Consider the following 26,703-nt stretch of genomic DNA (forward strand, 5'->3'; position numbering starts at 1 on the left):
GGGATGCTTGACGGCCGGAAAAGGCCGGGCTTGGCTCGGCTCCGCCGTCGCCCGATTCGTGCGGAGGGACGCCTTGCTACGCCGTTCCGGTGGCTGGGGAGGGTGGTTTGCCATGTCTTGGTCGTGCGGTGGCCTGGCCGTGTGGCTACTGCCGTGCCATGCGGGGAGTCGTGAGGTCGCGTTCGCGCCAGATCCCCATTGGCGCGAACGCGACCTTCAGGCCTATGCGAGCGAGTCGCGCCAGGCCGTGTGCAGGGCGGCGAACCTGCCCCGCTCACCGATCAGCTCCTCGGGGGAGCCGTCTTCCACCACAATGCCACCATCCAGGACCAGGACGCGGTCTGCGATCAGGACCGTTGACAGGCGGTGGGCGATGATGAACGCGGTTCGGTCGGCGAGCACTGTTTCCAGGGCTGCCTGTACGGCGCGTTCGGTGGGTACGTCCAAGGATGATGTTGCCTCATCCAGGACCAGTACTGCCGGGTCTGCGAGGAACGCGCGGGCGAAGGCGACCATCTGGCGCTGTCCTGCGGACAGGCGGCCGCCTCGTTTGCGGACGTCCGTGTCGTAGCCGTTCGGGAGGGCGGCGATGAACTCGTGCGCGCCCACCTCGGCTGCTGCGGCCTCGATCTCTGCCCGCGACGCAGACGGGCGGCCCAGGGCGATGTTGTCCGCCACCGAGCCGGAGAACAGGAAGTTCTCCTGCGTCACCATCACGACGGCCCTGCGCAGGTCTGTGTCCGTCACCGAGCGCAGGTCCGTGCCGTCTAGTTGCACGGAACCCGCTGACGGGTCGTAGAAGCGGGCGACGAGCTTTGCCACCGTGGTCTTGCCGGCGCCTGTTGCGCCCACCAGTGCCACGGTCTGGCCCGCCGGCACGTCCAGCGTGAAGCGGGGCAGCACCTGCCGGGACGTGCCGGGGTACTGGAACTCCACGTCGGCGAACCGGACGGCGCTTCTGGCGTGCGGCATGGCCACCGGCGACGACGGTTCCGGTACGGACGGCTGTTCCTCCAGGACGCCCGAGATCTTCTCCAGGGCGGCGGTGGCGGAGGAGTAGGAGTTCGCGAACATCGCCAGTTCGTCGAACGGGTCGTAGAAGCGGCGCAGGTACAGCATGAACGCCGCGAGCACGCCCAGTTCGATGGCGCCGCCCGCCACCCGGTAGGCGCCCCAGGCCAGGACGACGGCCAGTGACACGTTGCCGATGACGCGAATCGTGGCGACGAACGTGGCCATGACGCCCAGGGCGTCGGTGTTCGCGTCGCGGAACTGGCCGTTGAAGCCCGACATGATCTGCTCGTTGCGGGGCTGGCGCCGGAACGCCTGCACCGCGCGGATGCCGTTCATGGACTCCACGAACTGCACGATGATCTTGGCGATCGCGCCGCGCGTGCCCCGGTACGCCTCCATCGAACGGCGGCGGAACCAGCGCCACAGGAAGTACAGCGGCACGAAGCCCGCGATCACGACCGACGCCAGCGGGGCGTCGAGCCAGATCAGGATCACCGCGATGCCGACCACCGACAGCGCGGCGTTGAACAGGCTGTCCAGGCCCTCTTCCAGCAGGTCCTGCAACGCGTCGACGTCGCTGGTCAGCCGGGAGATGACCTTGCCGGACGTGTACGACTCGTGGAAGCCGACCGACAGGCCCTGCGAGTGCCGGAAGATCCGGCCGCGCAGGTCCAGCAGCAGGTCCTGGCCGACCCGGCCGGAGATCCGCAGGAACGCCCAGCGCAGGAACGTCATCAGCAGCGCGCAGACCCCGTAGCCCACCACGCACCAGATCAGGATCGCCGGATCGCCGCCCACCGCCGCGGGGATGCCCCGGTCGATCGCGGCGGCGATCAGCAGCGGGCCCGCGAGCGCCGCCACGTTGCCGCTGACCACCGCGGCGATCGCCAGCGACGTGCGGGCGACGTGCGGGCGCAGCAACGAGCCCAGCAGCCTGCGCGAGCGGGCCTGCAGGCGCAGACCCGTCGAGTAGGAGATCTCCTCTATCTCCTCGGCGGCGACGCCGCGCCACTCTTCTTCAGCCGCAACAGGTGCGACAACTTCACTCACGACGCCACCTCCTCTTCGACCAGGTCATCGTCCATACTGGACAGAAGACGCCGGTACTCCTCGTTGGTGTCCAACAACTCCCGGTGCGAGCCGATCGCCTCGATCTTGCCGTCGACCAGCAACGCCACGCGGTCGGCCAGCTGCACGGTCGACGACCGGTGTGCCACGACCAGCGCCGTCGTCTCGCTCAGCACGCGCCGCAGCGCGCCCTCCACCTCGGCCTCGGTGTGGACGTCCAACGCGGACAGCGGGTCGTCCAGCACCAGCACCGCCGGCTTGCCGACGACCGCGCGGGCCAGCGCCAGCCGCTGCCGCTGACCACCGGACAGCGACAGGCCCTGCTCGCCGATCCGGGTCGCGAGACCCCACGGCAGGTCCTCCACGAACTCCTCCGCCTTGGCGACCCGCAACGCCTCGCGCACCTGGGCCTCGGTGACGTCCGGCAGCCCCAGGCCGACGTTCTCGGTCACCGACGCGGAGAACAGCACCGGTTCCTCGAACGCCGTGCCCACGACGGTCCGCAGGTCCTCCAGCGAGAGGTCCCGCACGTCGGTGCCGTCGATGGTGATCCGGCCGCCGGTCACGTCCGCGAGCCGCGGCACCAGCGCGGTCAGCGTCGTCTTGCCCGATCCCGTCGCACCGACCAGTGCCACCGTCTCACCGGGACGCAGGTCGAGGTCGACGCCGGACAGCACCTCGCGGCCGTCCTCGAACGCGAACCGCACGCCCTCGAAACGAACGTGCCCGCGCAGTGGCGTGGGCAGCGGCGCGGGCGAGGCGGGGCCGGTGATCGCGACGGGGGAGTCGATGACCTCCCAGTACCGTTCCAGCGCCGAGGCGGTCTGGTTCGTCTCCGCCAGCAACCAGCCGATGGAGTCGACCGGCCAGCGCAGGTACGCGCTCACGGCGACCGCCGCGACCAGCGCGCCGACCGTCAGCCAGCCCTGCACGATGCCGACCGCGCCGACGGCGAGCATGCCCGCGATCGACAGCTCCGGCAGCACGATCAGCACCGACCACAGCGCGGCCAGGATCGAGATCTTGTTCAGCTCGGTCGTCCGCAGGTCACGGGCCTGCGCCAGGAACCGCTTCGACAGCTCCGGCCCGCGCCCGAACGCCTTGAGCACCCGGATGCCGAGCACCGACTCCTCGACCGTCGTGGTCAGGTCGCCGGACTGGTCCTGGGCCCTGCGCGCCACGACCTTGAACTTCGCCTCGAAGAAGTACGAGATGACGATCAACGGCAGCGCGCCGCACAGCGACACGATCAGCAGCCACGGCGAGAGCGACGCGATGACGCCCAGCCCGATCACCACGATCACGCTGTTCACGATCAGGAAGACGATCGCGAACGCCACGAACCGACGCACGGTCGTGAGGTCGTTCGTGGCACGCGACAGCAACTGACCGGACTGCCACCGGTCGTGGAACGACACCGGCAGCCGCTGCAGGTGCTGGTACAGGTCGAACCGCATGCGCGCCTCGACCTCGGCCGCCGGCCGGGCGACGACCTTGCGCCGGATGTAGAACAGCACTGCCTCGCCGATGCCGAGCACCAGCACGCCGGCGATCAGCCACGGCAGCGGACCGGTCTGTTTGTTCTGAATCGGACCGTCGACGATGCGCTGCGTCAGCAGTGGGATGCCGAGACCGCACAGCATCGCGAGCATCGTCGCCGACAGCACGACAGTCATCCTTGCGCGGTGCGGCCGCACGTACGGCCACAACCTTCGCAAGGTCCTGATCGTCGAGTTACGTTGATCGCTCACGCGGTGAGCCCCCTCCAGGTCGTCCCCACGGTACGAAGTACGACCGACAGTCAGCATCCGGTTTTTCTCCCACCGGAGCCTCCTGTCTCGACTTAGGTCGAGGTCAAGGGCACGATGAACACCATGACGCGGTTTCTGCGAACCGAGCAGACGATGGCGTTTCCGCACGGACGGCTCATCGCCTCACACGACGGAGTGAACTTCGTCCTGGCTCCGGACGGCTGGGACCGGCTCGCCGGCGCACGCCCCAGACACGCCATGCTCGTCTCCCGTGAGGACGCGGAGGACTGGTGCGAACGAGAGGGCTGGGACCTGCACCTGCTCGACGAGGTGCCGGCTACCTCTTGAAGGTGAACAGGCTGACCAACCCGTAGGCGACGGCCGCGAGCAACGCCTCGGCGTGGTGCCGGTTGGTGAACCACCCGAGGATCGGTTCGTGCACCTTGAAGTAGAGCCCGACGCCCAGCACGATCGGTCCGAGCAGGATGATCGGCCACACCGGCCGCACCCCGAAGACCCGCAGCACCGGCCCGGCCAGCACCAGCGACGACACGAGCGCGAGCGGCAGTCCGATCAGCACGAGCAGCAGGAACGTCGACATCGACGTGCTGTCGAGCCACGACTTCAGGAAGCCCGACTCGTACGCCCACGTCCACCCGAGCACCAGCCCGGCCCCGACGGCCATCGACAGGACGACCCGGAACAACAGCCGGCGTCCTGTCCTACCCGTCTTGCCCGCGGTGCTCTGCTCCGTCACACCGTCCACCGTAACCAGCGGTCACCACGGAAGCCAAGGCGTCCCCGCCTGCTCCTGCGACCGCGGTACGCCCTCCGGCACGTGCGGAACCAGGGGACCGGCCGACGCACAACGCGGCGACCGCGTAGGCGACGCACCCCGTGACCACCACGACCGTCGTGATGAGGGGAGCGCGCTCCGCCTGGTACAGGTCGAAGTACTCGTGGATCACGTGCAAGGTCGCCAGGACCAGCACGACCCACAGCACGGGGGCGACCCCCACCACCCACCGGCCGCGTCGCTGCCGCAGGAACCGGAACCCGGCCACGACGAGCATCCCGGCCACCGCCACCCAGAACAGGAACTGAAGCGGGATCAGCAGCAGGACATGACGGCACAGGGAGCGGCTCGGCCCACCGTTGCAGTACCGGATCATCAGGGTCATGGTGTACGGGAACCCGAAGCCGGCCACCGCTCCAGTGACAACCCCGACGACAGCGCGCGACAACATGCGCCCAGAGTTACTGGTCGAGCCGCCCGTCAGGCCGAACTTCACGAACCCTCCACAACACCTTCACCACGCGGAGCCGTGAGCACGGCGATCAACGCGTAGAGCGCGGCGAACACCGCGAAGGCGAGGAAAGTGACACCGAGCAGCAGGATCATGGCGACGACCGCCATGAGGGTCGCGGGCAGGGCCACCAGCCCGGCCCGCGACACGCTCAGCGAACGCAACGCGAGCCACCCCAGCACCATCGCGACCACACCGAAGATCGGCACAGCGGTCACGAAGGCGCCGAGGCAGCCCCACTCTTCGAACGTGCAGACCGTGCCCGAGCTGATGAGCTCGAACATTCCCCACCAGGCCAGCCCGAGGAGTGCACCCACTCCGGCAGCCAGCGCGACACGACGTCCCATGGCGCGAGCGTCTCACTCAGCGGTTCGACCGCACGCCCAGTAAAACGTCCTCCCACGAAGGGACGATGGGGTGGTTCTTCTTGCCCCGCTTCGGAGGAGCGTCCTTGCGGACCGGCTTCTCCGCGGCGGGCTCCTGCTCCTTCTCCACCGGCGGGGCAGGAGCGGGTTCCGGCTCGGGCAGCTTCTCCTGAACCGGCTTCTCGGCCACGGCCGGAGCCGGCACCGGAGCCGCCACGGGGGCAGGCGCCTGGGCCGGGACCGGCAGTGGCTCCTCGGCGACGGGGATCGGCGGGAGGACCGGAGTCGCCTCCAGGGCCTGCCGCGCGAGCTGCGTCACCGGGCGCACCGTGCGCAGCGTCCGGTTCGGGTTCGGGTCCATCAGGTCGACGGCGACGTCGTCGAGCGCCGTGACCGTGCCGCCCTGCGCACCGGGGTGGAACGCCCAGTGCGCGCGGTTGTCCGAGCGCCCGGTCTTCCAGTGCAGCTGCACGATCCAGCGACCGTCGTCGCCCTTCCACGAGTCCCAGCTGGTGTCGGACAGGTCGTGTCCGCGCAGGCCGAACGAGTGCGCGACGACCTCGCCGAGCGTCTGCACGTCCGGGCCGTCCTCACGGACCGGGTGCGCGCGCTGGGCCATGTCAGCCGTGCGCGAACGCTCCAGCAGAACGGGGTAGGCGAAGCGCTCGATGCGGTGCGTCGGCATGCCGGAGGCGGCCGCGACCTGATCGATCGACTCGCCGGAACGGATGCGGGCCTGGATCTCCCGGGGCCGCATCTGGGCCTCGCCGGACTCGATCTGCATCTGGCCGAGGCGAGCCAGATCACCGCGCAGCGCCGCCCGAAGACGCTCGTCAGCGGGGAGCGTGAAGCGCTCGCCGCGGTTTTCGGGGTCCTCGAGGATGACGGACTTGCCGTCCTCGTCGAGCCCGATGACTCGCAGCGCTCGCATCGTGGCCTCCCTGAATTCGCACCTCGCCAGCAGACAACGTTAGGACAACGAGCCGCCGTTGAGTGGGAGACTCGCCGATATCTATACGTGATCTTGCCAGTTCACGAGGGTTGCCGCACTCCCGTTTCCGGAAGGTTCACCTGGACCACAAGGCCTCCTCCTCCGTTCGGACGAGCCTTCGCCGCGCCCTGGTGCGCCCTCGCCACGGACTGCACGATCGACAGTCCGAGGCCGGATCCGGCGGTCCCGGTGCGGTCCCGGAGCCGGCGGAACGGCTCGAACAATCCGGGTACTGCCTGGGCAGGCACGGTGGGACCGGTGTTGGCGACGACCAGTTCCCGATCAAGCTCCACCGAGACGGAACCGCCCGGCTTGTTGTAGAGCACGGCGTTGCGCAACAGGTTGCCGACGAGCTGGGCAAGTAGGACCGGATCACCGTCGACCAGATACCTGCGCGTCCGAACCGCAAACGTGACCTTTTTCTCCGAAGCCAGAGCCGCGCAGGACTCGATTTCGTCGTCGATCACCTCGTCCAGCCACACCAGCTCACGCGTGGCGAGGCCGCGGTCACTGCGAGCGAGCACCAACAGCCCGTCGATGAGCTTCTCGCTTCGTTCGTTCGTGTCGAGCAGGTGCGTGCCGAGACGGCGCATGTCGTCGTTCGCGTCCGGGGCGGCCAACGCCACCTCGATCAACGTCCGCTGCACGGCCAACGGCGTGCGCAGCTCGTGCGAGGCGTTCGCGACGAAGCGCTTCTGGCTGTCGAACGACGACGCGAGCCGGTCGAGCATGCCGTCGAAGGTGTCCGCGAGCTCCTTGAGCTCGTCCGGCGGCCCGTCCAGCTCGATGCGCTGGTCCAGTCGCTCGGCCTCCAGCCGGTGCGCGGTCGACGTGATCGAGTGCAACGGCGCCAGCACCCGTCCGGCCACCACCCAGCCGAGCCACACGGCTATCACCGCGGCCACCAGCAACGCGATGATCGACTGCCACAGGACCGTGTTCATCGTGTCCACTTTGACCTGATCGGCGGTGACTACCAGGGTGTCGGCGGGCAACTGCGCCGCTTCGAGCGTCACGGAGCCGCTGTAGGGGTCCAGCTGCGTGGCCGGAATCCCCCGCGCCACCGCTATCCCGGCGTCCACCGGCGCGAACGACGCGAGCAGCCAGTAGTTGAGCCCGATCAACGCGATGCCCGCGATCAGGAACACCCCGCCGTACCAGGCCGTCAGCCTGGTCCGGAGCGTCATGAGCCGAACCGGTAGCCGGCGCCGGGCACGGTCTGGATGACCTGAGGCGCGCCCAGCTTGCGGCGCAACGTCATCACCGCCACCCGCACGGCGTTGGTGAACGGGTCCGCGTGCTCGTCCCAGGCCTTCTCCAGCAGTTCCTCCGGACTCACCACGTTGCCCTCCGCCCGCATCAGCACCTCCAGCACGGCGAACTCCTTCGGCGAGAGCGGTAGGAACTTCCCTTCGCGCATCGCCTGGTGCCGTGGCAGGTCCAGCGTCACCCCCGCCCGTTCGAGCACCGGCGGCAGGGCGGGACGCGCCCGGCGGCCCAGCGCCTGCACGCGGGCCACGAGCTCGGCGAACGCGAACGGCTTGGTCAGGTAGTCGTCGGCGCCGATCCCGAGCCCGGCCACCCGATCGTCCACTTCGGCCGCCGCCGTCAGCATCAGCACCCGTGCCTCGCCACCGGTTGTGTGCACCGCCTTGCACACCTCGTCACCGTGCACGAAGGGCAGATCGCGGTCGAGCACCACGACGTCGTACGCGTGCACCCCCACCCGTTCCAACGCCGCTTCACCGTCGTAGCAGACGTCGACCGCCATCGAGAACCTGCGCAACCCCTCGGCGATCGTGTCCGCGAGCAGCTGTTCGTCCTCGACCACCAGCACACGCATGACACCTATCTTCCGCCCAACGGGCATAAGCGCCGGATAAGACCTTTCGCTTAACGCCGCCGAATGCCGCCCTCCGTAGACCTGTCCCCATGAAATCCACCATCGCAGTGTTGCTGGGCCTGCTCCTGGCGCTGACCGCCTGCGGGTCGAAAGAGCAGCCCGGCGGGGCCCAGAAGAACGAGAAGGGCGACATGGTCAAGTTCGCCCAGTGCATGCGGGACAACGGCGTCGACATGCCGGACCCGAAGCAGGACGACAACGGCGGCGTGATGATCGAGGCGATGCCCGGCGGCGAAGCCGGCTCTCCCGACATGGAGAAGATGAACTCCGCCCACGAGGCCTGCAAGGAGCATCTGCCCAACGGCGGCGAGATGAAGCCGCCGTCGCCGGAGGAGCAGGACAAGGCGCGCCAAGAGGCGAAGTGCATGCGCGACAGGGGTTACAACTGGCCGGACCCGAAGTTCGAGGGCGGCGGCATGACCGAGTCGATCGAGCTGCCGGACATGGAGGACGAGAAGGTCAAGCAGGACATGAAGGACTGCGGCATGGGTGAAGGCATGGTAGCGACGAGGCCCATCGGATGAAGCGCCAGGTGAACAGGAAGATCGTCGTCGCCGCACTCGTCGCCGCCGTGGTGCTCGGCACCGGCGGGGTCGTCGTCCTCACGAGAATCGCCTCCAACCAGGCCAACGCCGCACCGTTGCAGAACGACCCGTCCAAGACCGCGCCGGTCAAGAAGACGAACCTCGCGGACCAGCAGTCGGTGACCGGCCAGCTCGGCTTCGGCGCGGAACGAGCGCTGGCCAGCCGGAAAAGTGGCACCATCACCGGGCTGCCGAATCAGGGCGCTGTCATCGACCAGGGCAAACCGGTGTTCCACTCGGACGCCAAACCGGTGCCGCTGTTCTACGGCGCGATGCCCCTCTACCGCGATCTCGAAGCGGGCATGTCGAACGGACCCGACGTCAAGGTGGTGGAGGAGAACCTCGCCGCTCTGGGGTTCAAGGACTTCGGCGCCCCCGACGAGAAGTTCACCTCGTACACGGCCTCCGCGCTGAAGAAGTGGCAGAAGGCCAACGGCCTGGAACAGAACGGAAAACTCGGCTCCGGTGACGTGATCGTCCAACCTGGAGCGATCCGCGTCGCGTCCTTGACCGCTCAGCTCGGCGCACCCGCCGGCGGCGACCTGATGAAGGTCACCGGCACCGAACGCGCGGTGACAGTCGAGTTGGAACAGTCCAAGCAGCGCCTCGCCAAGGTGGGCGAGAAGGTCGAGCTGTCGATCACCGGCGGCAAGCCCACCACCGGCACCATCACCGGCGTCACCCGCAACCCCGGCGACCCCAACCAGGGCCAGAAACCGAAGCTCGTCCTCACGATCTCCGTCGACGACCCCAAGGCCGCCGAGGGCGTCGAGACCGGCAGCGTCACCACGTTGTTCACGGTGTCGAAGAAGCAGAACGTGCTCGCGGTCCCGATCGGCGCGCTCCTCGCGTTGAACGAGGGCGGCTACGGCGTGGTCGGCGAGGACGGCAAGACCATCCCGGTCACCGTCGGCATCTTCGCCAAGGGCCAGGTCGAGGTGCAGGGCGAGGGCCTGCGCGAGGGCATGAAGGTGGTGACCACCGAGTGATCACCGTCGACCACGCGAGCCGGACGTATCCCGGTGGTGTGCAGGCGTTGCGCGACGTCTCCCTGACCGTCGGGGGCGGGGAGATGCTCGCGATCGTGGGACCGTCCGGCTCGGGGAAGTCGACCCTGCTGCACCTGATGGGCACGCTCGACAAGCCGACGACAGGGACCGTGGAGATCGACGGCAACGACATCTCCACCCTGTCCGACAACGCTTTGTCCGCGCTGCGAGCGCGCACGATCGGGTTCGTGTTCCAGCAGTTCTTCCTCACCGACGGACTGTCCGCGATCGAGAACGTGGCCGCGGGGCTCGTCTACGCCGGCGTGCCGCGTTCGAAGAGACGGTCCATGGCGATGTCCGCTTTGGACAGAGTCGGGCTGATCCACCGCGCGCTGCACAAGCCGCACGAGCTGTCCGGCGGTGAACGTCAGCGGGTCGCGATCGCGCGGGCCGTGGTGAACACACCGGGGATCCTGCTGGCCGACGAGCCGACCGGGAACCTGGACACGAAGAACGGTGCGGGCGTGCTGGAGTTGCTGGAAAGCCTCAACTCCGATGGCACGACGATCGTGATGATCACGCACGACCGGGACATCGCGGCCTGGGCGCCGCGCAAGGTCGAGGTCCGCGACGGGGTGATCGTGTGATCGACCTCCTTCGCCTCGGGTTCTTCGGGATGCGGACCCGCCCGATCCGCGCGGTGTTGTCCGCCCTGGGCATCGCGATCGGCATCGCCGCCGTGGTCGCGGTCGTCGGCATCCCGGCCTCCAGCGCCGCCGCGTTGAACGAGAAGATGTCCAAGCTGGGCACCAACCTCCTGACCGCCGCGCCCGGCCAGGACTTCTTCGGCCAGGACGCGAAGCTGCCCGAGACCGCGGTGCCGATGGCCAAGCGGATCGGCGCGGTGTCGGCGGCCAGTGCCACCGGCAAGCTCTCCGCGAGCGTCCGCAAGAACGACCTCGTGCCGTCGAGTGACACGCTCGGGCTGCAGGTGCAGGCGGCGGAGAAGGACCTGCTGAAGGTGCTGGGTGCCGAGGTGCGCGAGGGCAGGTGGCTCTCGCCGGGCGAGAAGTCGGTGGTGCTCGGGGGTACCGCGGCGTCACGTCTGGGCGTGGACAAGCCCGGTGTGCAGCTGTGGATCGACGGGCAGTGGTTCACCGTCGTCGGCATCCTCGGGCCGTTGCCGCTCTCCCCGGAGATCGACAGGTCCGCGCTGATCGGCTGGGACGCGGCCAAGGAGGCGTTCGGGTTCGAGGGCAACGCGAACACGGTCTACGTGCGCACGTCCCCGGACCAGGTCGACAACGTCCGCAACCTGCTCGGTCCGACGCTGAACCCGCAGAAGTCCAACGAGGTCAAGGTTTCCCGGCCGTCGGATGCGCTGGAAGCGCAGCAGCTGGCCGAGAGTTCCTACAACGCGCTGTTCCTGGGCCTGGGTGGAGTCGCGTTGTTGGTGGGTGGCGTCGGCGTGGCGAACACGATGGTGATCTCGGTACTGGAACGGCGCAGGGAGATCGGTCTGCGGCGGGCGCTCGGGGCGACCCGGCGGCAGATCCGGTGGCAGTTCCTGACCGAGTCGGTGCTGCTGTCGGGCCTCGGCGGACTGGTCGGCGTGATCGTGGGAATCGCGGTCACGGCCGGATATTCGATCAGTCAGCAATGGCCCGCGGCACTGCCGTGGCCGGCCCTGCTCGGGGGAGTGGGCTCGGCGATCCTCATCGGCGCCATCGCCGGCGTCTATCCCGCGGTGCGGGCGGCACGTCAGTCGCCCACGGAAGCACTTGCCTGAAAAGCCCTGGGGTGCACCGAGAAACTCGTCGGTGCACCCCAGGCTGCTACCTCAAGAACTTCAGAGCTGGCCGACGACCCACTCGATCGCCTGCGTCAGGATCGTGACGTCGTTCGGCTCGATGGCCGGGAACATCGCGACGCGCAGCTGGTTCTTGCCGAGCTTGCGGTACGGCTCGACGTCCACGATGCCGTTGGCGCGCAACACCTTCGCCACGACGGCGGCGTCGACCTCGTCGGAGAAGTTGATCGTGCCGACGACCTGCGAGCGGTCAGCGGCCTTCTCGACGTACGGCGTGGTGTACGCGGTCTTCTCGGCCCACGAGTACAGCCGGTCGCTGCTGTCCTTCGTGCGCGCGACCGACCAGTCGAGGCCACCGTTGCCGTTGATCCAGTCGATCTGGTGCGCCAGCAGGAAGAGCGTGGCGACCGACGGCGTGTTGTACGTCTGGTCCTTGGTGGAGTTGTCGAGCGCGGTCGGCAGCGACAGGAACTCCGGCACCCAGCGGTCCTTGAGCTCCTCGACGCGGGCCAGCGCGGCGGGCGACATCAGGGCGAGCCACAGGCCACCGTCCGAGGCGAACGACTTCTGCGGCGCGAAGTAGTAGACGTCGAAGTCCTCGGCCTTGACCGGCAGGCCACCGGCACCGGACGTCGCGTCGATCGCGATCAGCGCGTCGCCGGAACCCTCGATGCGGGTCACGGGCATCGCGACACCGGTCGAGGTCTCGTTCTGCGCCCAGCCGACCAGGTCGGCGCCCTCGGCGTAGAAGAGCTCGGGCGAGGTGCCCGGCTCGGCTTTGGTGACCAGGGAGTCCTTCAGGAACGGCGCGGTCTGCGTGACCTTCGCGAACTTGGAGGAGAACTCACCGTTCGTGAAGTGCTGCGCGGTCTCGCGGACCAGCCCGAACGACGCCGCGTCCCAGAACGCCGTGGTGCCACCGTTGCCGAGCACGACCTCGTAGCCGTCCGGCAACTGGAACAGGTCGCGCAGTCCGGAGCGGACGCGGCCGACGAGGTTCTTGACGGGCTTCTGCCGGTGCGATGTGCCGAGCAGTGCGGCGCCCTCGGACGCGAGGGCCGCGACGGCCTCGGGACGCACCTTGGACGGTCCACAGCCGAAGCGGCCGTCAGACGGCTTGAGCTCGGCGGGAAGCACCAACGAGGTCGGATCGGCGGTCTGGGTCATGTGGTCACGCCTCCGGGGCGATTGACGAGCTTCAGGGACCTGACCGGCGCCGTTGCCGGAGTTCACAGTGTTGCAGGCCGGTGGCCGAGAGGTGACAGCCGGGTGTCCTGGGTCACGCACCGCTGACTCCGATTGTCAACCGGTCAGTGGACACGCGGTCGTGTTTCGGCCGTGTTTCCACTCCGCGATAGCGCGCTTTCGCGTGTTAGAACGGCGGAGTGCATCTGACGCCGCATGAACGGGACAAGCTCCTCGTGCACGTCGCTGCCGACGTGGCGCGGCGGAGGCTCGAACGCGGAGTGCTGCTCAACTACCCCGAGGCGGTCGCGTTGATCACCGACCACGTGCTGGAGGGTGCGCGGGACGGCCGCACGGTCAGCGAGCTCATGGAGAGCGGGCGGACCGTGCTCGCGCCGGAGCAGGTCATGCGGGGCGTGCCGGAGATGATCGACTCGGTGCAGGCGGAGGCGACGTTCCCGGACGGCACGAAGCTCGTCACCGTGCACCACCCGATCGCGCCCTCGGCCGGTCCGGCGCCGGGTGAGGTGGTCGTCGGCGCCGAGCCCGTCGAGCTCAACCCCGGCCGGCCGCGCGTGACGATGGTCGTCGTGAACGTCGCCGACCGGCCCGTTCAGGTCGGATCGCACTTCCACTTCGCCTCGGTCAACACGGGGCTGTCCTTCGACCGCGAGGCGGCGTTCGGCTACCGGCTCGACATCCCGGCGGGGACGGCCGTGCGGTTCGAGCCCGGTGTCGAGCGCGAGGTCACGCTGGTTCCGCTGGCAGGCTTGAGGATCGTCCGGGGGTTGCAGCGATGATCGACCGCGAGCGTTATGCCGAACTGCTCGGGCCGACGGCCGGTGACCGGATCCGGCTCGCCGACACGGACCTGTTCATCGAGGTCACCGAGGACCGTTCGCGCGGTGCGGCGTCCGGCGACGAGGTGATCTTCGGCGGCGGCAAGGTGATCCGCGAGTCGATGGGCCAGGGCGTCGCGACCCGTGCCGAGGGTGCTCCCGACCTGGTCATCACCGGTGCGGTGGTCCTCGACCACTGGGGTGTCGTCAAGGCCGACGTCGGCGTGCGGGACGGGCGGATCGTCGCGATCGGCAAGGCGGGCAACCCGGACACGATGGACGGCGTGCACCCAGCACTGGTGATCGGGCCGTCGACGGAGATCCTGTCCGGCAACGGGAAGATCCTCACCGCGGGCGGCATCGACTGCCACGTGCACTTCATCTGCCCGCAGATCGTGGACGAGGCGCTGGCGTCCGGGCTGACGACGCTGATCGGCGGCGGCACCGGTCCGGCGGAGGGCACGAAGGCCACGACCGTCACGCCCGGAGCCTGGTACCTCGACCGCATGCTGACGTCGATGGACCACATGCCGGTCAACATCCTGTTGCTGGGCAAGGGGAACACGGTCTCCGAGGAGGGCCTGCGCGAGCAGCTCGCCGGCGGCGCGGGCGGGTTCAAGCTGCACGAGGACTGGGGTACGACGCCTGCCGCGATCGACGCCTGCCTGCGCGTCGCTGACGAGTCCGGCGTCCAGGTCGCGATCCACACGGACACGTTGAACGAGGCCGGCTTCCTGGAGTCCACTGTGGACGCCATCGGTGGCCGGTCGATCAACGCCTACCACTCCGAGGGCGCCGGTGGCGGGCACGCGCCGGACATCATCCGCGTGGTCTCGCTGCCGAACGTGCTGCCGTCGTCGACGAACCCGACGCGCCCGCACACCGTCAACACGCTCGAAGAACACCTCGACATGCTGATGGTGTGCCACCACCTCAACCCGTCCGTGCCGGAGGACCTGGCGTTCGCCGAGTCGCGGATCAGGCCGACCACGATCGCGGCCGAGGACCTGCTGCACGACATGGGTGCGATCTCGATGATCTCGTCCGACTCGCAGGCGATGGGCCGCGTCGGCGAGGTGATCATCCGGACCTGGCAGACCGCGCACGTCATGTCGTCGCGGCGTTCCATGGACTCGAACCTGCGGGCGCAGCGCTACGTCGCCAAGTACACGATCAACCCCGCTGTGGCGCACGGGATCGCCGACGAGGTCGGGTCGGTCGAGGCCGGCAAGCTGGCCGACCTGGTGTTGTGGGAGCCCAAGTTCTTCGGCGTGCGGCCTTCGGTGGTGCTGAAGGGTGGGTTCATCGCGTGGGGCGCGATGGGTGACGCGAACGCCTCGATCCCGACGCCGCAGCCGGTGTGGGCACGGCCGATGTTCGGCGCGACGGCCGGTGCGGCCTCGTCGGTGTTCTTCGTCGCGCCGTCGGCGATCGAGGCCGGTGTCGGCGATCGGTACGCGCGGCGGGTGCTGCCGGTGGCCTCGACGCGATCGGTGACCAAGGCGGACATGGTGCACAACGACGCGATGCCGGACGTCCGGGTCGATCCGGACAGCTTCGCCGTGCACGTCGACGGGGACCTGGTCGTGCCTTCGCCGGTCGCGGAACTGCCGATGGCCCAACGGTACTTCCTGTTCTGATGCTGACCGCGCTGATCCTCGCCGACTCCCGCTTCCCCGGCGGCGGCCACGTGCACTCCGGTGGGCTGGAGGAAGCCGCCGCGCGCGGGCTGGTGCACGACGAGCCGTCGCTGCGGGCGTTCCTGCACGGCCGGTTGCTGGGAGCCGGGTTGCTCGCGGCCGGGTTCGCGGCCGCGGCGGCTCGTGGTGAGGATCTGGACGTGCTGGACGCGGAACTGGACGCCCGCACGCCTTCTCCCGCTCAGCGCTCGGCTTCGCGCGCACAGGGACGAGGGATGCTGCGCGCGGCTCGTCGTGCCTGGCCTTCCGCGCGGCTGGATGCGTTGCCGCGTGACCCGCACCAGCCGTTGGTGATCGGGGTGCTGATCGGCGAGCCTGTTGAGGCTGCTTTGACCTGCGCTTATCTGGCCGTGAGCGGGCCGGCGTCGGCGGCCGTCCGGTTGCTGGGGCTGGATCCGTTCGGGGTCAACGCGATCGTGGCCTCACTCGCCGTCGAGGACGTCGCCGCGCGAGCGTGCAAGGAGCTGCCTGCTCTGGGTTCACCTGCCTTGGACCTGCTGGCCGAGGCACATGTCCGACGTGAAGGGGTGCGTCTCTTTGGGAGCTAACCACGGGCCCGACCCGCATGATCACCACCATGGAGCCGCGCCGCGCATCGGCATCGGCGGCCCGGTCGGCAGCGGCAAGACCGCGCTGACCGCGGCGTTGTGCCGTGCGCTGGGCTCGCAGCTGGAGCTCGCGGTCGTCACCAACGACATCTACACGACCGAGGACGCGGACTTCCTGCGCCGGGCAGGGGTGCTTGATCCGTCACGCATCGAGGCCGTGCAGACGGGATGCTGCCCGCACACGGCCATCCGGGACGACATCACGGCGAACCTGGACGCGGTGGAGCGGTTGGAGCATCGGATCTCCGGCCTGGACCTGGTGATCATCGAGAGCGGTGGGGACAACCTGACGGCGGTGTTCTCGCGGGGGCTGGTCGACGCGCAGATCTTCGTCGTGGACGTGGCCGGCGGGGACAAGGTGCCGCGCAAGGGCGGTCCCGGCGTCACGACCGCGGACCTGCTGGTCATCAACAAGACCGACCTGGCACCGTTCGTCGGCGCGGACATGGATGTGATGATCTCCGACGCGCACCGGATGCGTGGCTCGTTGCCCGTCATCGCCCAGTCGCTGGTCGAGACGCCGGACGCGCCCGAGGTGGCGAAGTGGGTGCTGGCCCAGCTGTGAAGGGTGTGCGGTGAAGGCGTCGGCTCGGTTGGTGGTGTCGCTGGACTCGCACGGCAACAGTGTTGTGCGAGTCCTGCGGTCGATGACACCGTTGACATTGGTGCCGCACCGGCGCGTGGGCCCGCTTGCGTTGGTGCACTTGGTTTCCTCGGTGACGGCACCCCTGGGCGGTGATTCGTTGTCCCTGACTGTCGAAGTCGGTCCTGGAGCCTCGCTTGAGCTTCGAGGTGTTGCGGCAACACTGTTGTTGCCCGGTTCGTCCGGTGAGGAGTCTTCGTCCCTGGTTCGGTTCCTGGTCGAGGGGACTGTTCGCTACCTGCCGGAACCGACCGTCGTGACGAGCCGTGCGCACCACACTTCTGTGGTGGAGGCCGAATTAGACGGTCACGCACAGTTGCAAACTCGTGAGGTGCTGGTGCTGGGTCGTGCGGGGGAGAAGCCGGGCACGTTGTCGTCGTCTGTGCGCGCAACCCGTTGTGGCAGGCCGTTGTTGCATCAGCAACTGGTCGTGGGTGATCCCTTGGCCGACGCTTCGTCCGCCGGCCTCGCGGGCAAGCGGGTCGTCGGCACCGAGATGCTTCTCGACTCGGTGGAGCGCGAGACGGATGGCGGTGAGTGGTGGAGCGTCGTTCCGTTGGCAGCAGGCGGAAGCCTTGCCACCGCACTGGGTGATGACGTGGTCACCGTCACAAGAGTGCTTGATGCCATCTGACTCGATCACGGACTCGATCCAGAACTGTTCTTTGTACGGACAGTCACCGTTCAGGTGGTGGTCATCACCGCGCAGGCGGTTTCGGGATCGGGTCGCCGTGCGTATGGTCGCGGGTCCAGGGACCACGAGTTCTGCCGCCGCTTGGAGGTTCGCCGATGACGGAGACCACGAACATCGCACTACCGGCGATGCGCGTGTCATACGAGCAGGGCTCGCTCAGCGAGTCGGAGCTTGCCGCCACCTGGCACGAACAGCTCCAGTTGTGGCTCGACGAGGCGACCAACGCCGGGCTTCCCGAGCCGAACGCGATGGTGCTCGCGACGACCGACGTCAAGGGCCGGCCCTCGTCGCGGACCGTGCTGGCGAAGGGTTTGGATGCCCGCGGGCTGGTGTTCTTCACGAACTACACGTCCAACAAGTCGCACGATCTGATGGCCACCCGGTATGCGTCCGCCACGTTCCCGTGGTTCGCGATGCAGCGGCAGGCCCATGTACGTGGGGTGGTGGAGAAGGTCGGGCCGGTGGAGACCGCCGAGTACTGGAACTCCCGGCCTCGTGGGTCGCAGATCGGGGCTTGGGCCTCGCCTCAGTCCCGGGTGGTGACTGGGCGGTCCACTTTGGATTCTGCGTTGCACAAGATCGAGCGGCAGTTCGCTGATACCGAGAAGATTCCTGTGCCGCCGCATTGGGGTGGGTGGCGGATTCGGCCTGAGGAGGTCGAGTTCTGGCAGGGGCGGCGGGATCGGATGCATGATCGGCTTCGGTTCCGGGATGGTCGGGATGGGTGGTCGTTGGAGCGGGTTGCTCCGTAGTTAGCTTTTGCGGATGGGGTGTCTCCTGTGGGCGGGAGGCGCCCCTTTTGCTGTTCGCGACCTGGGCGTGCGGTGGCCGGGTGGGGCGCGACCGGGCGGGTGGTCGCCTTGCGGGCGGCGGGCTTGCGGTTGCGTGCTTCCCCTGGGGGCGCTGCCCCCAGACCCCCGGCAATCTGATCAGGGGGTCCACGCCATCAGCGGGCAGATGGCACGCCTGTTGAGTTGGGCGGCTGCCTGTTGCTTTGAGGGCACCGCCTGGCCCGTTTGGTAAGGACGGCTCGCCTTCGGCTTCGCGTGGGGGAGGGCGGCTCGCCTTGGCTTCGCGGTGAACCTGACCGGTGGCTCAGGCGTCCTCAGGCTGGGGAGATTGTCCGATCCCGGCTTCGGCATACTGGGATTTCAGCAACAGCTAGCTACGAGGTGCGATTTCACGTGTGCGGAGTGCTCGGACTCATCTGTTCCACTGAAGCCGCCGCGGTCTCCGCGCGCGCCTCTGTGGCCTCAGCACTGCGCTGCCAGCGGCACCGTGGGCCCGACGAGCAGGACACCTGGGCTGATGCCGAGGTCGTCTACGGGTTCAACCGGCTTGGTTTTATTGATCTTGAGCACTCCCATCAGCCGCTCGTGTGGGGGCCGCCGGAGAACCCGACGCGGTACACGTTGAACTTCAACGGCGAGATCTACAACTACAAGGAGCTCCGGTCGGAGCTCATGCGTAAGTTCGGCGCGCAGTTCAAGACCAACGGTGATGGTGAGGCCATCGTCGCTGGGTATCACTACCTTGGTGCTGACTGGGTCAAGATGTTGCGCGGCATGTTCGCGTTCATGATCTGGGACGCGCAGGAGCGTGTGGTCTTTGGTGCGCGGGATCCGTTCGGGATCAAGCCCCTGTACTGGGCCGCTGGGCCCGGTGGGGTTGGGTTCTCGTCCGAGAAGAAGAGTTTGCTGCAGCTCACCGGGGTCCTTGGGATCAGTCAGGAGCTGGATCAGACTGCGTTGCAGCACTACCTCGTGCTTCAGTACGTGCCTGAGCCTGAGTCGTTGCACAAGGCGATTCGGCGGGTTGAGTCCGGGACTTCGTTCAAGGTGTCGCCGGGTGGGCAGGTGCTGTTCAACCGGTACTTCAAGCCCGTGTTCTCGCCGCGGCCGGTGAACGGGGCGCACGAGGCTGAGGCGCTGTACGAGCGCATTGCCGACGTGATGCGTGACTCGGTGGCCAAGCACATGATTTCCGACCCGGACGTGACGGTCGGTGCGTTTCTCTCCGGCGGTATCGACTCCACGGCCACGGCTACGCTGGCCAAGCAGCACAACCCCAACCTCATCGCGTTCACCAGCGGTTTTGATCGCCAGGGGTACTCGGAGGTGGACGTTGCCGCGGAGACTGCGGCGGCCATCGGGGTGCGGCATGTCGTGAGGACCGTGTCTGCGGACGAGATGATGGAAGAGTTGCCGCTCATCATCTGGTACCTCGACGATCCGGTGGCGGACCCGGCGTTGGTGCCGTTGTACTTCATCGCGAAGGAAGCGCGTAAGTACGTCAAGGCCGTGTTGTCCGGTGAGGGTGCGGACGAGCTGTTCGGTGGGTACGTGATCTATCACGAGCCGCTGTCGTTGTCGCCCTTCGAGAAGGTGCCGGGCGGCGTGCGCAAGTTGATGGGCGCTGTGTCGAAGTCCATTCCGGAGGGTGTGCGCGGCAAGGACCTGCTTCGGCGGGGTGCGCTCAAGCTCGAGGAGCGCTACTACGGCAACGCGCGCAACTTCAGTGACGCGCAGGTGCGTGCGGTGTTCCCCGGTTATGTCGAGGGCATCGGCTTCCAGGACGTCACGGCGCCCTGGTACCGCGAGTCCGAATCGTGGGACCCGGTCGCGCGCATGCAGCACATCGACCTCTTCACGTGGCTGCGCGGCGACATCCTGGTCAAGGCCGACAAGGTGACCATGGCGAACTCCATCGAGCTGCGCGTGCCGTTCCTCGACCCCGAGGTGTTCCGGGTGGCGGCCGAGGTGCCGCTCGACCAGAAGCTCACCGAGGGCACGACCAAGTACGCGCTGCGCAGGGCGTTGGCGAAGATCATTCCGGCGCACGTGCTCAACCGGCCCAAGCTCGGGTTCCCGGTGCCGATCCGGCACTGGCTGCGCGCGGAGATGTACGACTGGGCGCGCGGGATCATCAACGACTCGCAGACCGGCCACCTGCTCGACAAGAACGCGGTCATGGATCTGCTCGCCGAGCACAAGTCCGAGCAGTTCGACCGCAGCCGGCAGTTGTGGAGCGTGCTCTGCTTCATGATCTGGCACGGGATCTTCGTCGAGGGCCGGATCAGCCCGAAGGTGCCGGAGCCGGTGTACCCCGTCCGCCTCTGACGAGTGGGGTTGGTGACACCTCCACGTGAAGGACTTGTTAGTTGTCATAGGCTAACCAAGTGGCCACCGTGGGGAGAAGCGCGCGCTCGACGTTCGTGATCGACACTCGTCCGTTGAAGATCGTCGCGTATCGCCGGCTGTGGATCTCCACGATCATCACGGCGGTGGGCTCCCAGCTCACCGCCGTTGCCGTGCCCAAGCAGGTCTACGACCTCACCGGGTCTTCGGCGTGGGTCGGCATCGCCGCCGGTGTGGCGCTGGTGCCCCTGCTCGTGTTCGGGCTGTGGGGCGGCGCGATCGCGGACACTGTGGACCGTCGCAAGCTGCTGCTCGTCACGAACGTCGGCATCGCGGTCTCGTCGGTGCTGCTGTGGGCGCAGGCTGCGATGAACATCGGCTCGGTGTGGCTCGTGATCGCTCTGCTGGGTCTGCAGCAGGTCTTCTTCGCGGCGAACGCTCCCGCCCGTTCGGCGTCGATCGCCCGGTTGGTGCCGGCCGAGCTACTGCCTTCCGCGGCTGCGCTCGGGTCGACCGTCATGCAGTTCGGTGCGGTGCTCGGGCCGTTGCTCGCGGGCGCGTTCATACCGGTCGTCGGGCTCTCGACGCTCTACCTGGTGGACGCGATCGCGCTCACCGCCACGGTCTACGCGGTGTGGAAGCTGCCCTCGATGCCCCCGCTCGACGGGGTGGTCCGGCGCGCCGGCCTCAAGGACGTGCTGGCCGGGTTCACGTACCTCTGGGCGCAGAAGGTGCTGATGGCGAGCATGCTGCTGGACATCATCGCGATGGTGTTCGGCATGCCCCGGGCGCTGTTCCCGGAGATGGCCCAGCACACGTTCGGCGACCCGGCCGGCGGTGGGTTCGCGCTGGGGGTGCTGTTCGCCGCGATTCCCGTCGGCGCGGTGATCTGCGGCCTCACGTCCGGCTGGATCTCCAACGTCAGCAGGCACGGCGTCGCGCTGACGCTGGCCGTCGTCGGCTGGGGCCTTGCGATCATGGGCTTCGGTCTCGCCGGTTCGCTGTGGGTCGCGGCGGCGTTCCTGGCGCTCGCGGGGGCGGCGGACATGGTGTCGATGGCGTTCCGTGGCGCGATCCTGCAGTCCGCCGCGACGGACGAGATGCGCGGACGGATGCAGGGCGTCTTCATCGTCGTCGTGGCCGGTGGGCCGCGCATCGCGGACCTGCTGCACGGCACGGGTGGCGCGGCGTTCGGCACGGCCGCGGCGGTGTCGGTCGGTGGTCTGCTGGTCGTCGTGGCGTCCGTCGCGATGGTGGCGTTGCTGCCGGCGATCTGGCGCTACCGATTCAGTTCCGCGAGCTGATCTCCGCCGGGTTCGGCGCGGCGATCTGCACATCGGAGCCCCAGTCCGAGAAGCGGGCCTCGTCGACGATCCGCACGCCCTGGAACTCGGTGTAGAAGGTGATGCGGGTCGGCAGGCCGGTGTCGTCCAGCTCGATCTCACCGGTCGAACCGGGGACCTTCTGGTCCAGTGCGAGTTTGACCTCGGCCTTCAGGCCCTCGTCGGTGAGGGCGTCGTACGCCTTCTGGTAGTCGACGGCGATCGAGTACCGGGTGTTGCCGCCGACCTGCGCGGTCAGCCTGAGCTCGCCACCGGCCTGGATCACCGGCAGGTGGTACGTCGTGAAAGCGGCCTGCTGGTAGACGACGTCGTGGAAGCCCAGCAACGTCGTCGTGAAGTCGTCGTCGACCTTGCGGTCCAGCTCCACCCACGGCTTGTCGGCCGGCAGCCCGAAAACCGCGGCGGGCAGCTTCACGAACGCGGTGTCCTTTGTGGTCGAGACCAGCCGGAGGTCGACCGCCTCGCCGCCGGTCTGGACGGGACGGGTGGTGGTCGCGTCCATGCTCGGGACCTCGCCGCCCAGCCGCACGCTGCCGCTCGACGGTGCCCGCACGCCACCTCCGGTGGGTGGTGGCGTGACGGAGAAGCGGTAGGAACCCTTCTCGCCGACGGTCTTGGTCACCGCGGCCACCAGGCTCTTCACGTCGCGGTGCCGGGACTGGTTCTCGCTCGCGGGTTCGGACGAGGAGCAGGCGGTCAGCGCCATGGCGGCGATGATCGCGATTGCCGCGAGTCTCATCGGGCAATTGTTACATCAAACGGGTGAGGTAGGCGTCCGTTCGTGCTGGTGGCCAGGCGAAACGGGCAGAATCTTCGGGCATGGCTGAAGCGACTCCACAAACGGAGCAACCAGAGCTGAAACGGGCGATCGGCCCGAAGCTGCTGCTGTTCTTCGTTGTCGGCGACATCCTCGGTACCGGCATCTACGCGCTCACCGGCAACGTGGCAGGCAAGATCGGCGGCGCGCTCTGGCTGCCCTTCCTGCTCGCGTTCGTGGTGGCATTCCTGACCGCGTTCAGCTACCTGGAGCTCGTCGGCAAGTACCCCAGGGCCGCCGGCGCCGCGCTGTACACGAACAGAGCGTTCAAGATCCACTTCTTGACGTTCATGGTCGCGTTCGCGGTCATGTGCTCCGGCATCACGTCGGCCTCGGCGGCCGCGCTCGCCTTCGGCCGCACGTACCTGCGGCAGCTGCTGGTGACGTTCTTCGACGTCGCGCTCAGCCCGGAGTCGCTGGCGATCACCGGTATCGCGGTCATCTTCATCGCCGCTCTGGCGGTCATCAACTTCCGCGGCGTGTCCGAGTCGGTCAAGGTCAACGTGGTGCTGACCTGCATCGAGCTGTCCGGTCTGGTGATCATCATCCTGATCGGCGCGTGGGCGGTCGTCAACGGCGACGGCAACCCCGGCAGGCTCACCGAGATCGACGTCCCGTCCGGCAGCAACGTGATGCTCGCGGTCACCTCGGCCACGGCACTCGCGTTCTTCGCGATGGTCGGCTTCGAGGACTCGGTGAACATGGCCGAGGAGTGCCGCAACCCGGTCAAGATCTTCCCGCGCGCGATGCTGTGGGGCATGGGCATCGCGGCCCTGATCTACGTGCTCGTCGCGATCACGTCGTCGCTGCTGATCCCGTCCGACGAACTCGCGAAGGCCGGCAGCAGCGCGTTGCTGAGGGTCGTCACCGTCGGCGCGCCCGGCTTCCCGCTGTGGGTCTTCGCGTTGATCGGCCTGCTGGCCGTCATCAACTCGGCCCTGATCAACATGCTGATGGCGTCGAGGTTGTTGTACGGCATGGCGAACGAGAAGATCATCCCGAAGTTCTTCGGTGTCGTGCACCCGTTCCGCCGCACGCCGTGGATCTCGATCGTCTTCACGACCGGCGTCGCGGTGATCCTGGTGTCCACCGCCGACATCGGCAAGCTCGGTGGCACGACGTCGTTGCTGCTGCTGATCGTCTTCACGATCGTCAACGTCGCGTGCCTCGTGCTGCGCCGGGAGCCGTCCGAGCACAAGCACTTCCGGGCACCCACGTGGGCGCCCGTGCTCGGCGCGATCACATGTGCGTACCTCGCGATCCCGTGGACGTCCGGGCGTCCGATCGACGACTACAAGATCGCGGGCTGGCTGCTGCTCGCCGGTCTGGTGCTCTGGGGCATCAACCGCGTGCTGCACGGCAAGGTGGAGATCCACCCGGAGAAGCTCGGCAAGTAGTTCTAGTCCAGTAGGTGCTTGAGGAACCGGTCCGGCTCACCCAGGAAGTTGCGGGTGAGCCGGACCGGTTCCGCTGTGTCGTAGGAGACTTCGTCGATCGTGTCGGTGATCTCGAGGATCGTGGCGTTCGGTACCGCGAGCAGGATCGGCGAGTGCGTGGCGATGATGAACTGCGAACCTTCTTCTACGAGTTCGTGCATGCGCCTCAGGACCGTCAGGCAGCCTTTGACCGAAAGGGCGGCTTCTGGTTCGTCGAGGATGTAGAGGCCCCTGCTGCCGAACCTGTGGTTCATCAGGTCGATGAAGCTCTCGCCGTGAGACCGCTCGTGCAACGACTTTCCGCCGTACGACGCGTGGATCCCCTCGCCGATCCGGTCGATCTCGGTGGCGACGTTGTAGAACGACTCGGCGCGCAGGAAGAACCCGGTCCTGGGTTTTCTCGTGCCCCAGCTGAGGATCAGGTAATCCCCGAGTGACGACTCCGTCGCCTTGGTCGCGAAGTGGAACGACTGCGTGCCGCCCTCGGCGTTGAACCCCGCCGCCACCGCGATCGCCTCGACCAGCGTGGACTTGCCCGTGCCGTTGTCGCCCGTCAGGAAGGTGATGGGCGCCTTCAGTTCCAGCGGCCGTCTGATCAGGTGCTGGACGACCGGGAGCGTGAACGGGTAGCGGTGCGTGTCGTGCACCTGGTCGAGGCGGACGTGCCGGATGAACGTCACGCCAGCCGTGCCAGTTCGACCGGGTCGTGGGCGCAGAACACCTCGGCTTCGCCACTCGCCTTGAGCTCCCTGAGGCGTTCCACATTGGACAGACGCTGCTCGCGGATCGTCTCGGTCTGCTTGGCGGTGAGCTTGAGCGCGAAGATGTTGCTCGGCGGCGTCTCGACCTCGCCGCGGTAGAAGTACGCGTCGCCGGCGTGCAGCAGCCAGCCGTCGTCCGACTTCACCGCGATGCCCGTGTGGCCGCGGGTGTGGCCGATCAACGGCACCATCAGCACCTCTTCCGGCAGGCCGGCGATGTTCCTGACGGCCTGGAACCCGAACCAGTCCTCGCCCTCGGCCTTGTGCGTCTCGAACTTGACGCCGTCCCTCTGCGCCTTCGGGTACCGCGCCCGCTCCTTGGTGCTGCGCGCGTTGGTCGCGGCTTCCAGCTCGGTGTCCAGCACGTGCACGGTGGCCTTGGGGAAGTCACGCAGCCCGCCCGCATGGTCGAGGTCGAGGTGGGTGAGCAGGATGTGCTTCACGTCGTCGGCCGTGTAACCGCGCTTCTCGACGTGGCTGATCGCCGTCTCGGTGATGTCGAGCGCCGGCCTGAGCAGCTTGCGGCTCAGACCGTCGATCGTCGCCTTCGGGTTGGTCACCTCGTTCGTGCCGAAGCCGGTGTCGACCAGCACCAGGCCCTGGTCGGTCTCGATCAGCAGGCAGTGGGCCACGAGCCCGCCCGCGACCAGGGGAGGCCGGAACGTGGCGCAGTTGAGGTGATGAACCTTCATGGGCAAATCCTTCCGCTGGCCCCGTAGGCTTCAGCCTCATGTTGGGGATCTCGTACGAGGGTGCCACCGCCGTGATCACGACTGTAGGCGCGGGGCTGCGGTCTTTCGAGGTGGACGGCGTTCCGTACGTGGAGACATTCGGCGCCGACGAGAAACCCCCGATGAGCGCCGGGGCCGTGCTCGTGCCGTGGCCCAACCGGACCGCCGGTGCGTCTTGGATGCTGGACGGGGTTGTGCAGCAGCTCGAGGTCACCGAGCCCTCGCGTGGAAACGCTATCCACGGGCTTGTGCGACGTCGTCCCTGGGCCGTGTTGGAGCACACCGGGTCGTTGGTGTCGTTGGTTGCGACCATCGAACCTCAGCCTGGGTGGCCTGCTGCTTTGCGCGTCACGGTGTCCTATGCGCTGGACGAAAACGGGCTGACTGTTACGCATGGGGTCAAGAACATCGGGAACGTTGCTACGCCGTTCGGTGTTGGTACGCATCCGTATCCGCGGGCTGGGAATGCTTCTACCGATTCGTGCACTTTGACGTTGGCCGCTACCACTGTTCTGCCGTTGGACACTGAGCGGATGGTGCCTTCTGGGGCGGCCGTTCCTGTGGAGGGGACGTCGTACGACTTCCGGGGTGGGCGGGGGCTGGGCGGGGTTCGGTTGGACACTCCGTTCGGCGGGTGCGAGCCCTCTGGGGACGGGTTGATCCATCACTCGCTGGTTGCGGAGGGTGGTGGGGTCGAGGTGTGGGCTGATCCGGCGTTTTCTTGGGTTCAGGTTTATACGCCTGAGTCCTATCCGGATCGGGGGCGGGCGGTTGCCATTGAGCCGATGACCTGTCCGCCGGATGCTTTGAATTCTGGGGTTGATTTGATCTGGGTTTCTCCTGGGGAGTCCTGGGGGGCTCGGTGGGGGATTCGGCCGTTGGGCTGAGCGCTGGCTGTTGTGGGTGGTCGCCTTGCGGGGCACGACGCGACCGGGCGGGTGGTCACCTTTGCGGGCCGCGACCGGGCGGGTGGTCGCCTTGCGGGCGGCGAGCTTGCGGTTGCGTGCTTCCCCTGGGGGCGCTGCCC

27 protein-coding genes are annotated in these 26,703 nt (G+C 67.8%); 15 read left to right on the top strand and 12 right to left on the bottom strand.

Features of this window, described 5'->3' with window-relative positions; translation table 11 throughout:
* Positions 1-222: 222 nt before the first annotated feature.
* Both IG04_RS0133265 and IG04_RS0133270 read right to left on the bottom strand, forming a co-directional pair.
* Positions 223-2,064, bottom strand: coding sequence for an ABC transporter ATP-binding protein (locus tag IG04_RS0133265; RefSeq protein ID WP_030480713.1), 1,842 nt, complete (start codon positions 2,062-2,064; stop codon positions 223-225).
* Complete coding sequence (locus tag IG04_RS0133270) at positions 2,061-3,758, bottom strand: ABC transporter ATP-binding protein (RefSeq protein WP_245816667.1); 1,698 nt, start codon at positions 3,756-3,758, stop codon at positions 2,061-2,063. Before IG04_RS0133270 ends, IG04_RS0133265 begins: the two co-directional genes overlap by 4 nt.
* 198 nt (positions 3,759-3,956) lie before the next feature.
* Here IG04_RS0133270 and IG04_RS0133275 point away from each other — a divergent pair, with 198 nt between their 5' ends.
* The gene (locus IG04_RS0133275; protein WP_030480715.1) at positions 3,957-4,181 is read left to right on the top strand and encodes a hypothetical protein; all 225 of its coding nucleotides are present in this window, start codon (positions 3,957-3,959) and stop codon (positions 4,179-4,181) included.
* Here the strand turns inward: IG04_RS0133275 and IG04_RS0133280 are convergent.
* The 6 genes from IG04_RS0133280 to IG04_RS0133305 form a co-directional block, all read right to left on the bottom strand.
* Complete coding sequence (locus IG04_RS0133280; protein WP_030480716.1) at positions 4,171-4,590, bottom strand: hypothetical protein; 420 nt, start codon at positions 4,588-4,590, stop codon at positions 4,171-4,173. The genes IG04_RS0133275 and IG04_RS0133280 overlap by 11 nt on opposite strands.
* Positions 4,556-5,080 carry a hypothetical protein gene (locus IG04_RS0133285; protein ID WP_144065648.1) on the bottom strand — a complete coding sequence of 175 codons (525 nt, stop codon included), beginning with the start codon at positions 5,078-5,080 and terminating at the stop codon, positions 4,556-4,558. The genes IG04_RS0133280 and IG04_RS0133285 overlap by 35 nt, the downstream gene beginning before the upstream one ends.
* Positions 5,081-5,121: 41 nt before the next feature.
* Positions 5,122-5,487, bottom strand: coding sequence for a hypothetical protein (locus IG04_RS43180; protein ID WP_036016432.1), 366 nt, complete (start codon positions 5,485-5,487; stop codon positions 5,122-5,124).
* Between the two features lie 16 nt (positions 5,488-5,503).
* Positions 5,504-6,436, bottom strand: coding sequence for a septation protein SepH (sepH, locus tag IG04_RS0133295; RefSeq protein ID WP_030480718.1), 933 nt, complete (start codon positions 6,434-6,436; stop codon positions 5,504-5,506).
* A 101-nt stretch (positions 6,437-6,537) separates the two neighbouring features.
* Positions 6,538-7,683 (bottom strand): sensor histidine kinase, encoded by a 1,146-nt coding sequence (locus tag IG04_RS0133300; RefSeq protein ID WP_030480719.1) that lies wholly within the window; start codon positions 7,681-7,683, stop codon positions 6,538-6,540.
* A complete protein-coding gene (locus IG04_RS0133305) occupies positions 7,680-8,339 on the bottom strand; it encodes a response regulator transcription factor (protein WP_030480720.1) in 660 nt (219 codons plus the stop codon). The genes IG04_RS0133300 and IG04_RS0133305 overlap by 4 nt, the downstream gene beginning before the upstream one ends.
* 89 nt (positions 8,340-8,428) lie before the next feature.
* On the opposite strand from IG04_RS0133305, the gene IG04_RS0133310 reads away from it, so the two are divergent.
* Genes IG04_RS0133310 through IG04_RS0133325 form a run of 4 tightly spaced genes read left to right on the top strand, consistent with a single transcriptional unit; the run spans position 8,429 to position 11,761 of the window.
* Positions 8,429-8,923: a hypothetical protein gene (locus IG04_RS0133310; RefSeq protein ID WP_030480721.1), complete on the top strand. Its 495-nt coding sequence runs from the start codon at positions 8,429-8,431 to the stop codon at positions 8,921-8,923.
* Between the two features lie 8 nt (positions 8,924-8,931).
* The gene (locus IG04_RS0133315) at positions 8,932-9,972 is read left to right on the top strand and encodes a peptidoglycan-binding protein (RefSeq protein ID WP_245816666.1); all 1,041 of its coding nucleotides are present in this window, start codon (positions 8,932-8,934) and stop codon (positions 9,970-9,972) included.
* Entirely contained in the window at positions 9,969-10,619 is a 651-nt protein-coding gene (locus IG04_RS0133320) for an ABC transporter ATP-binding protein (RefSeq protein ID WP_030480723.1), read from the top strand. The genes IG04_RS0133315 and IG04_RS0133320 overlap by 4 nt, the downstream gene beginning before the upstream one ends.
* Before the next feature lie 29 nt (positions 10,620-10,648).
* Positions 10,649-11,761 carry an ABC transporter permease gene (locus tag IG04_RS0133325; RefSeq protein WP_084402105.1) on the top strand — a complete coding sequence of 371 codons (1,113 nt, stop codon included), beginning with the start codon at positions 10,649-10,651 and terminating at the stop codon, positions 11,759-11,761.
* A 60-nt stretch (positions 11,762-11,821) separates the two neighbouring features.
* Here the strand turns inward: IG04_RS0133325 and serC are convergent, their stop codons facing one another.
* Positions 11,822-12,949: a phosphoserine transaminase gene (serC, locus tag IG04_RS0133330; protein WP_030480725.1), complete on the bottom strand. Its 1,128-nt coding sequence runs from the start codon at positions 12,947-12,949 to the stop codon at positions 11,822-11,824.
* A 218-nt stretch (positions 12,950-13,167) separates the two neighbouring features.
* Between serC and IG04_RS0133335 the strand changes: the two genes are divergently transcribed.
* The 8 genes from IG04_RS0133335 to IG04_RS0133370 all read left to right on the top strand — a co-directional run bounded on the left by IG04_RS0133335 (position 13,168) and on the right by IG04_RS0133370 (position 21,892).
* Positions 13,168-13,767 (top strand): urease subunit gamma, encoded by a 600-nt coding sequence (locus IG04_RS0133335; protein ID WP_051771168.1) that lies wholly within the window; start codon positions 13,168-13,170, stop codon positions 13,765-13,767.
* Positions 13,764-15,446 (top strand): urease subunit alpha, encoded by a 1,683-nt coding sequence (locus IG04_RS0133340; protein WP_030480727.1) that lies wholly within the window; start codon positions 13,764-13,766, stop codon positions 15,444-15,446. Before IG04_RS0133335 ends, IG04_RS0133340 begins: the two co-directional genes overlap by 4 nt.
* The gene (locus IG04_RS0133345) at positions 15,443-16,054 is read left to right on the top strand and encodes an urease accessory protein UreF (protein ID WP_030480728.1); all 612 of its coding nucleotides are present in this window, start codon (positions 15,443-15,445) and stop codon (positions 16,052-16,054) included. Before IG04_RS0133340 ends, IG04_RS0133345 begins: the two co-directional genes overlap by 4 nt.
* Positions 16,044-16,679: an urease accessory protein UreG gene (ureG, locus tag IG04_RS0133350; protein ID WP_030480729.1), complete on the top strand. Its 636-nt coding sequence runs from the start codon at positions 16,044-16,046 to the stop codon at positions 16,677-16,679. The genes IG04_RS0133345 and ureG overlap by 11 nt, the downstream gene beginning before the upstream one ends.
* 10 nt (positions 16,680-16,689) lie before the next feature.
* Positions 16,690-17,391, top strand: coding sequence for an urease accessory protein UreD (locus IG04_RS0133355; RefSeq protein ID WP_030480730.1), 702 nt, complete (start codon positions 16,690-16,692; stop codon positions 17,389-17,391).
* A 155-nt stretch (positions 17,392-17,546) separates the two neighbouring features.
* A complete protein-coding gene (pdxH, locus tag IG04_RS0133360) occupies positions 17,547-18,203 on the top strand; it encodes a pyridoxamine 5'-phosphate oxidase (protein ID WP_030480731.1) in 657 nt (218 codons plus the stop codon).
* A 432-nt stretch (positions 18,204-18,635) separates the two neighbouring features.
* Positions 18,636-20,570 carry an asparagine synthase (glutamine-hydrolyzing) gene (asnB, locus tag IG04_RS0133365; RefSeq protein WP_030480732.1) on the top strand — a complete coding sequence of 645 codons (1,935 nt, stop codon included), beginning with the start codon at positions 18,636-18,638 and terminating at the stop codon, positions 20,568-20,570.
* A 59-nt stretch (positions 20,571-20,629) separates the two neighbouring features.
* The gene (locus tag IG04_RS0133370) at positions 20,630-21,892 is read left to right on the top strand and encodes an MFS transporter (RefSeq protein ID WP_245816665.1); all 1,263 of its coding nucleotides are present in this window, start codon (positions 20,630-20,632) and stop codon (positions 21,890-21,892) included.
* Here IG04_RS0133370 and IG04_RS0133375 read toward each other — a convergent pair.
* Entirely contained in the window at positions 21,876-22,670 is a 795-nt protein-coding gene (locus tag IG04_RS0133375; protein ID WP_030480734.1) for a hypothetical protein, read from the bottom strand. The two genes, IG04_RS0133370 and IG04_RS0133375, sit on opposite strands and share 17 nt — an antisense overlap.
* Before the next feature lie 80 nt (positions 22,671-22,750).
* On the opposite strand from IG04_RS0133375, the gene IG04_RS0133380 reads away from it, so the two are divergent.
* The gene (locus tag IG04_RS0133380) at positions 22,751-24,145 is read left to right on the top strand and encodes an APC family permease (RefSeq protein WP_036016436.1); all 1,395 of its coding nucleotides are present in this window, start codon (positions 22,751-22,753) and stop codon (positions 24,143-24,145) included.
* 2 nt (positions 24,146-24,147) lie between these two features.
* Here IG04_RS0133380 and IG04_RS0133385 read toward each other — a convergent pair whose 3' ends face one another.
* Complete coding sequence (locus IG04_RS0133385) at positions 24,148-24,864, bottom strand: AAA family ATPase (protein ID WP_030480736.1); 717 nt, start codon at positions 24,862-24,864, stop codon at positions 24,148-24,150.
* Positions 24,861-25,637, bottom strand: a complete 777-nt coding sequence (locus IG04_RS0133390) for an MBL fold metallo-hydrolase (protein WP_030480737.1) — start codon at positions 25,635-25,637, stop codon at positions 24,861-24,863. The genes IG04_RS0133385 and IG04_RS0133390 overlap by 4 nt, the downstream gene beginning before the upstream one ends.
* Before the next feature lie 38 nt (positions 25,638-25,675).
* Between IG04_RS0133390 and IG04_RS0133395 the strand changes: the two genes are divergently transcribed.
* Positions 25,676-26,563 (top strand): aldose 1-epimerase family protein, encoded by an 888-nt coding sequence (locus IG04_RS0133395; protein WP_030480738.1) that lies wholly within the window; start codon positions 25,676-25,678, stop codon positions 26,561-26,563.
* Positions 26,564-26,703 lie beyond the last annotated feature (140 nt).

It is taken from the genome of Lentzea albidocapillata, assembly GCF_000719115.1.
In the GTDB taxonomy this organism is placed as follows: Bacteria; Actinomycetota; Actinomycetes; order Mycobacteriales; family Pseudonocardiaceae; genus Lentzea; species Lentzea albidocapillata.

Coding starts and splice junctions, on each gene's coding strand:
- IG04_RS0133270 (WP_245816667.1), bottom strand. CDS start 3,758: ATGACTGTCGTGCTGTCGGCGACGATGCTCGCGATGCTGTGCGGTCTC.
- IG04_RS0133275 (WP_030480715.1), top strand. CDS start 3,957: ATGACGCGGTTTCTGCGAACCGAGCAGACGATGGCGTTTCCGCACGGA.
- IG04_RS0133285 (WP_144065648.1), bottom strand. CDS start 5,080: ATGTTGTCGCGCGCTGTCGTCGGGGTTGTCACTGGAGCGGTGGCCGGC.
- IG04_RS43180 (WP_036016432.1), bottom strand. CDS start 5,487: ATGGGACGTCGTGTCGCGCTGGCTGCCGGAGTGGGTGCACTCCTCGGG.
- sepH (WP_030480718.1), bottom strand. CDS start 6,436: ATGCGAGCGCTGCGAGTCATCGGGCTCGACGAGGACGGCAAGTCCGTC.
- IG04_RS0133300 (WP_030480719.1), bottom strand. CDS start 7,683: ATGACGCTCCGGACCAGGCTGACGGCCTGGTACGGCGGGGTGTTCCTG.
- IG04_RS0133305 (WP_030480720.1), bottom strand. CDS start 8,339: ATGCGTGTGCTGGTGGTCGAGGACGAACAGCTGCTCGCGGACACGATC.
- IG04_RS0133310 (WP_030480721.1), top strand. CDS start 8,429: ATGAAATCCACCATCGCAGTGTTGCTGGGCCTGCTCCTGGCGCTGACC.
- IG04_RS0133325 (WP_084402105.1), top strand. CDS start 10,649: ATGCGGACCCGCCCGATCCGCGCGGTGTTGTCCGCCCTGGGCATCGCG.
- serC (WP_030480725.1), bottom strand. CDS start 12,949: ATGACCCAGACCGCCGATCCGACCTCGTTGGTGCTTCCCGCCGAGCTC.
- IG04_RS0133340 (WP_030480727.1), top strand. CDS start 13,764: ATGATCGACCGCGAGCGTTATGCCGAACTGCTCGGGCCGACGGCCGGT.
- pdxH (WP_030480731.1), top strand. CDS start 17,547: ATGACGGAGACCACGAACATCGCACTACCGGCGATGCGCGTGTCATAC.
- IG04_RS0133375 (WP_030480734.1), bottom strand. CDS start 22,670: ATGAGACTCGCGGCAATCGCGATCATCGCCGCCATGGCGCTGACCGCC.
- IG04_RS0133380 (WP_036016436.1), top strand. CDS start 22,751: ATGGCTGAAGCGACTCCACAAACGGAGCAACCAGAGCTGAAACGGGCG.
- IG04_RS0133390 (WP_030480737.1), bottom strand. CDS start 25,637: ATGAAGGTTCATCACCTCAACTGCGCCACGTTCCGGCCTCCCCTGGTC.
- IG04_RS0133395 (WP_030480738.1), top strand. CDS start 25,676: ATGTTGGGGATCTCGTACGAGGGTGCCACCGCCGTGATCACGACTGTA.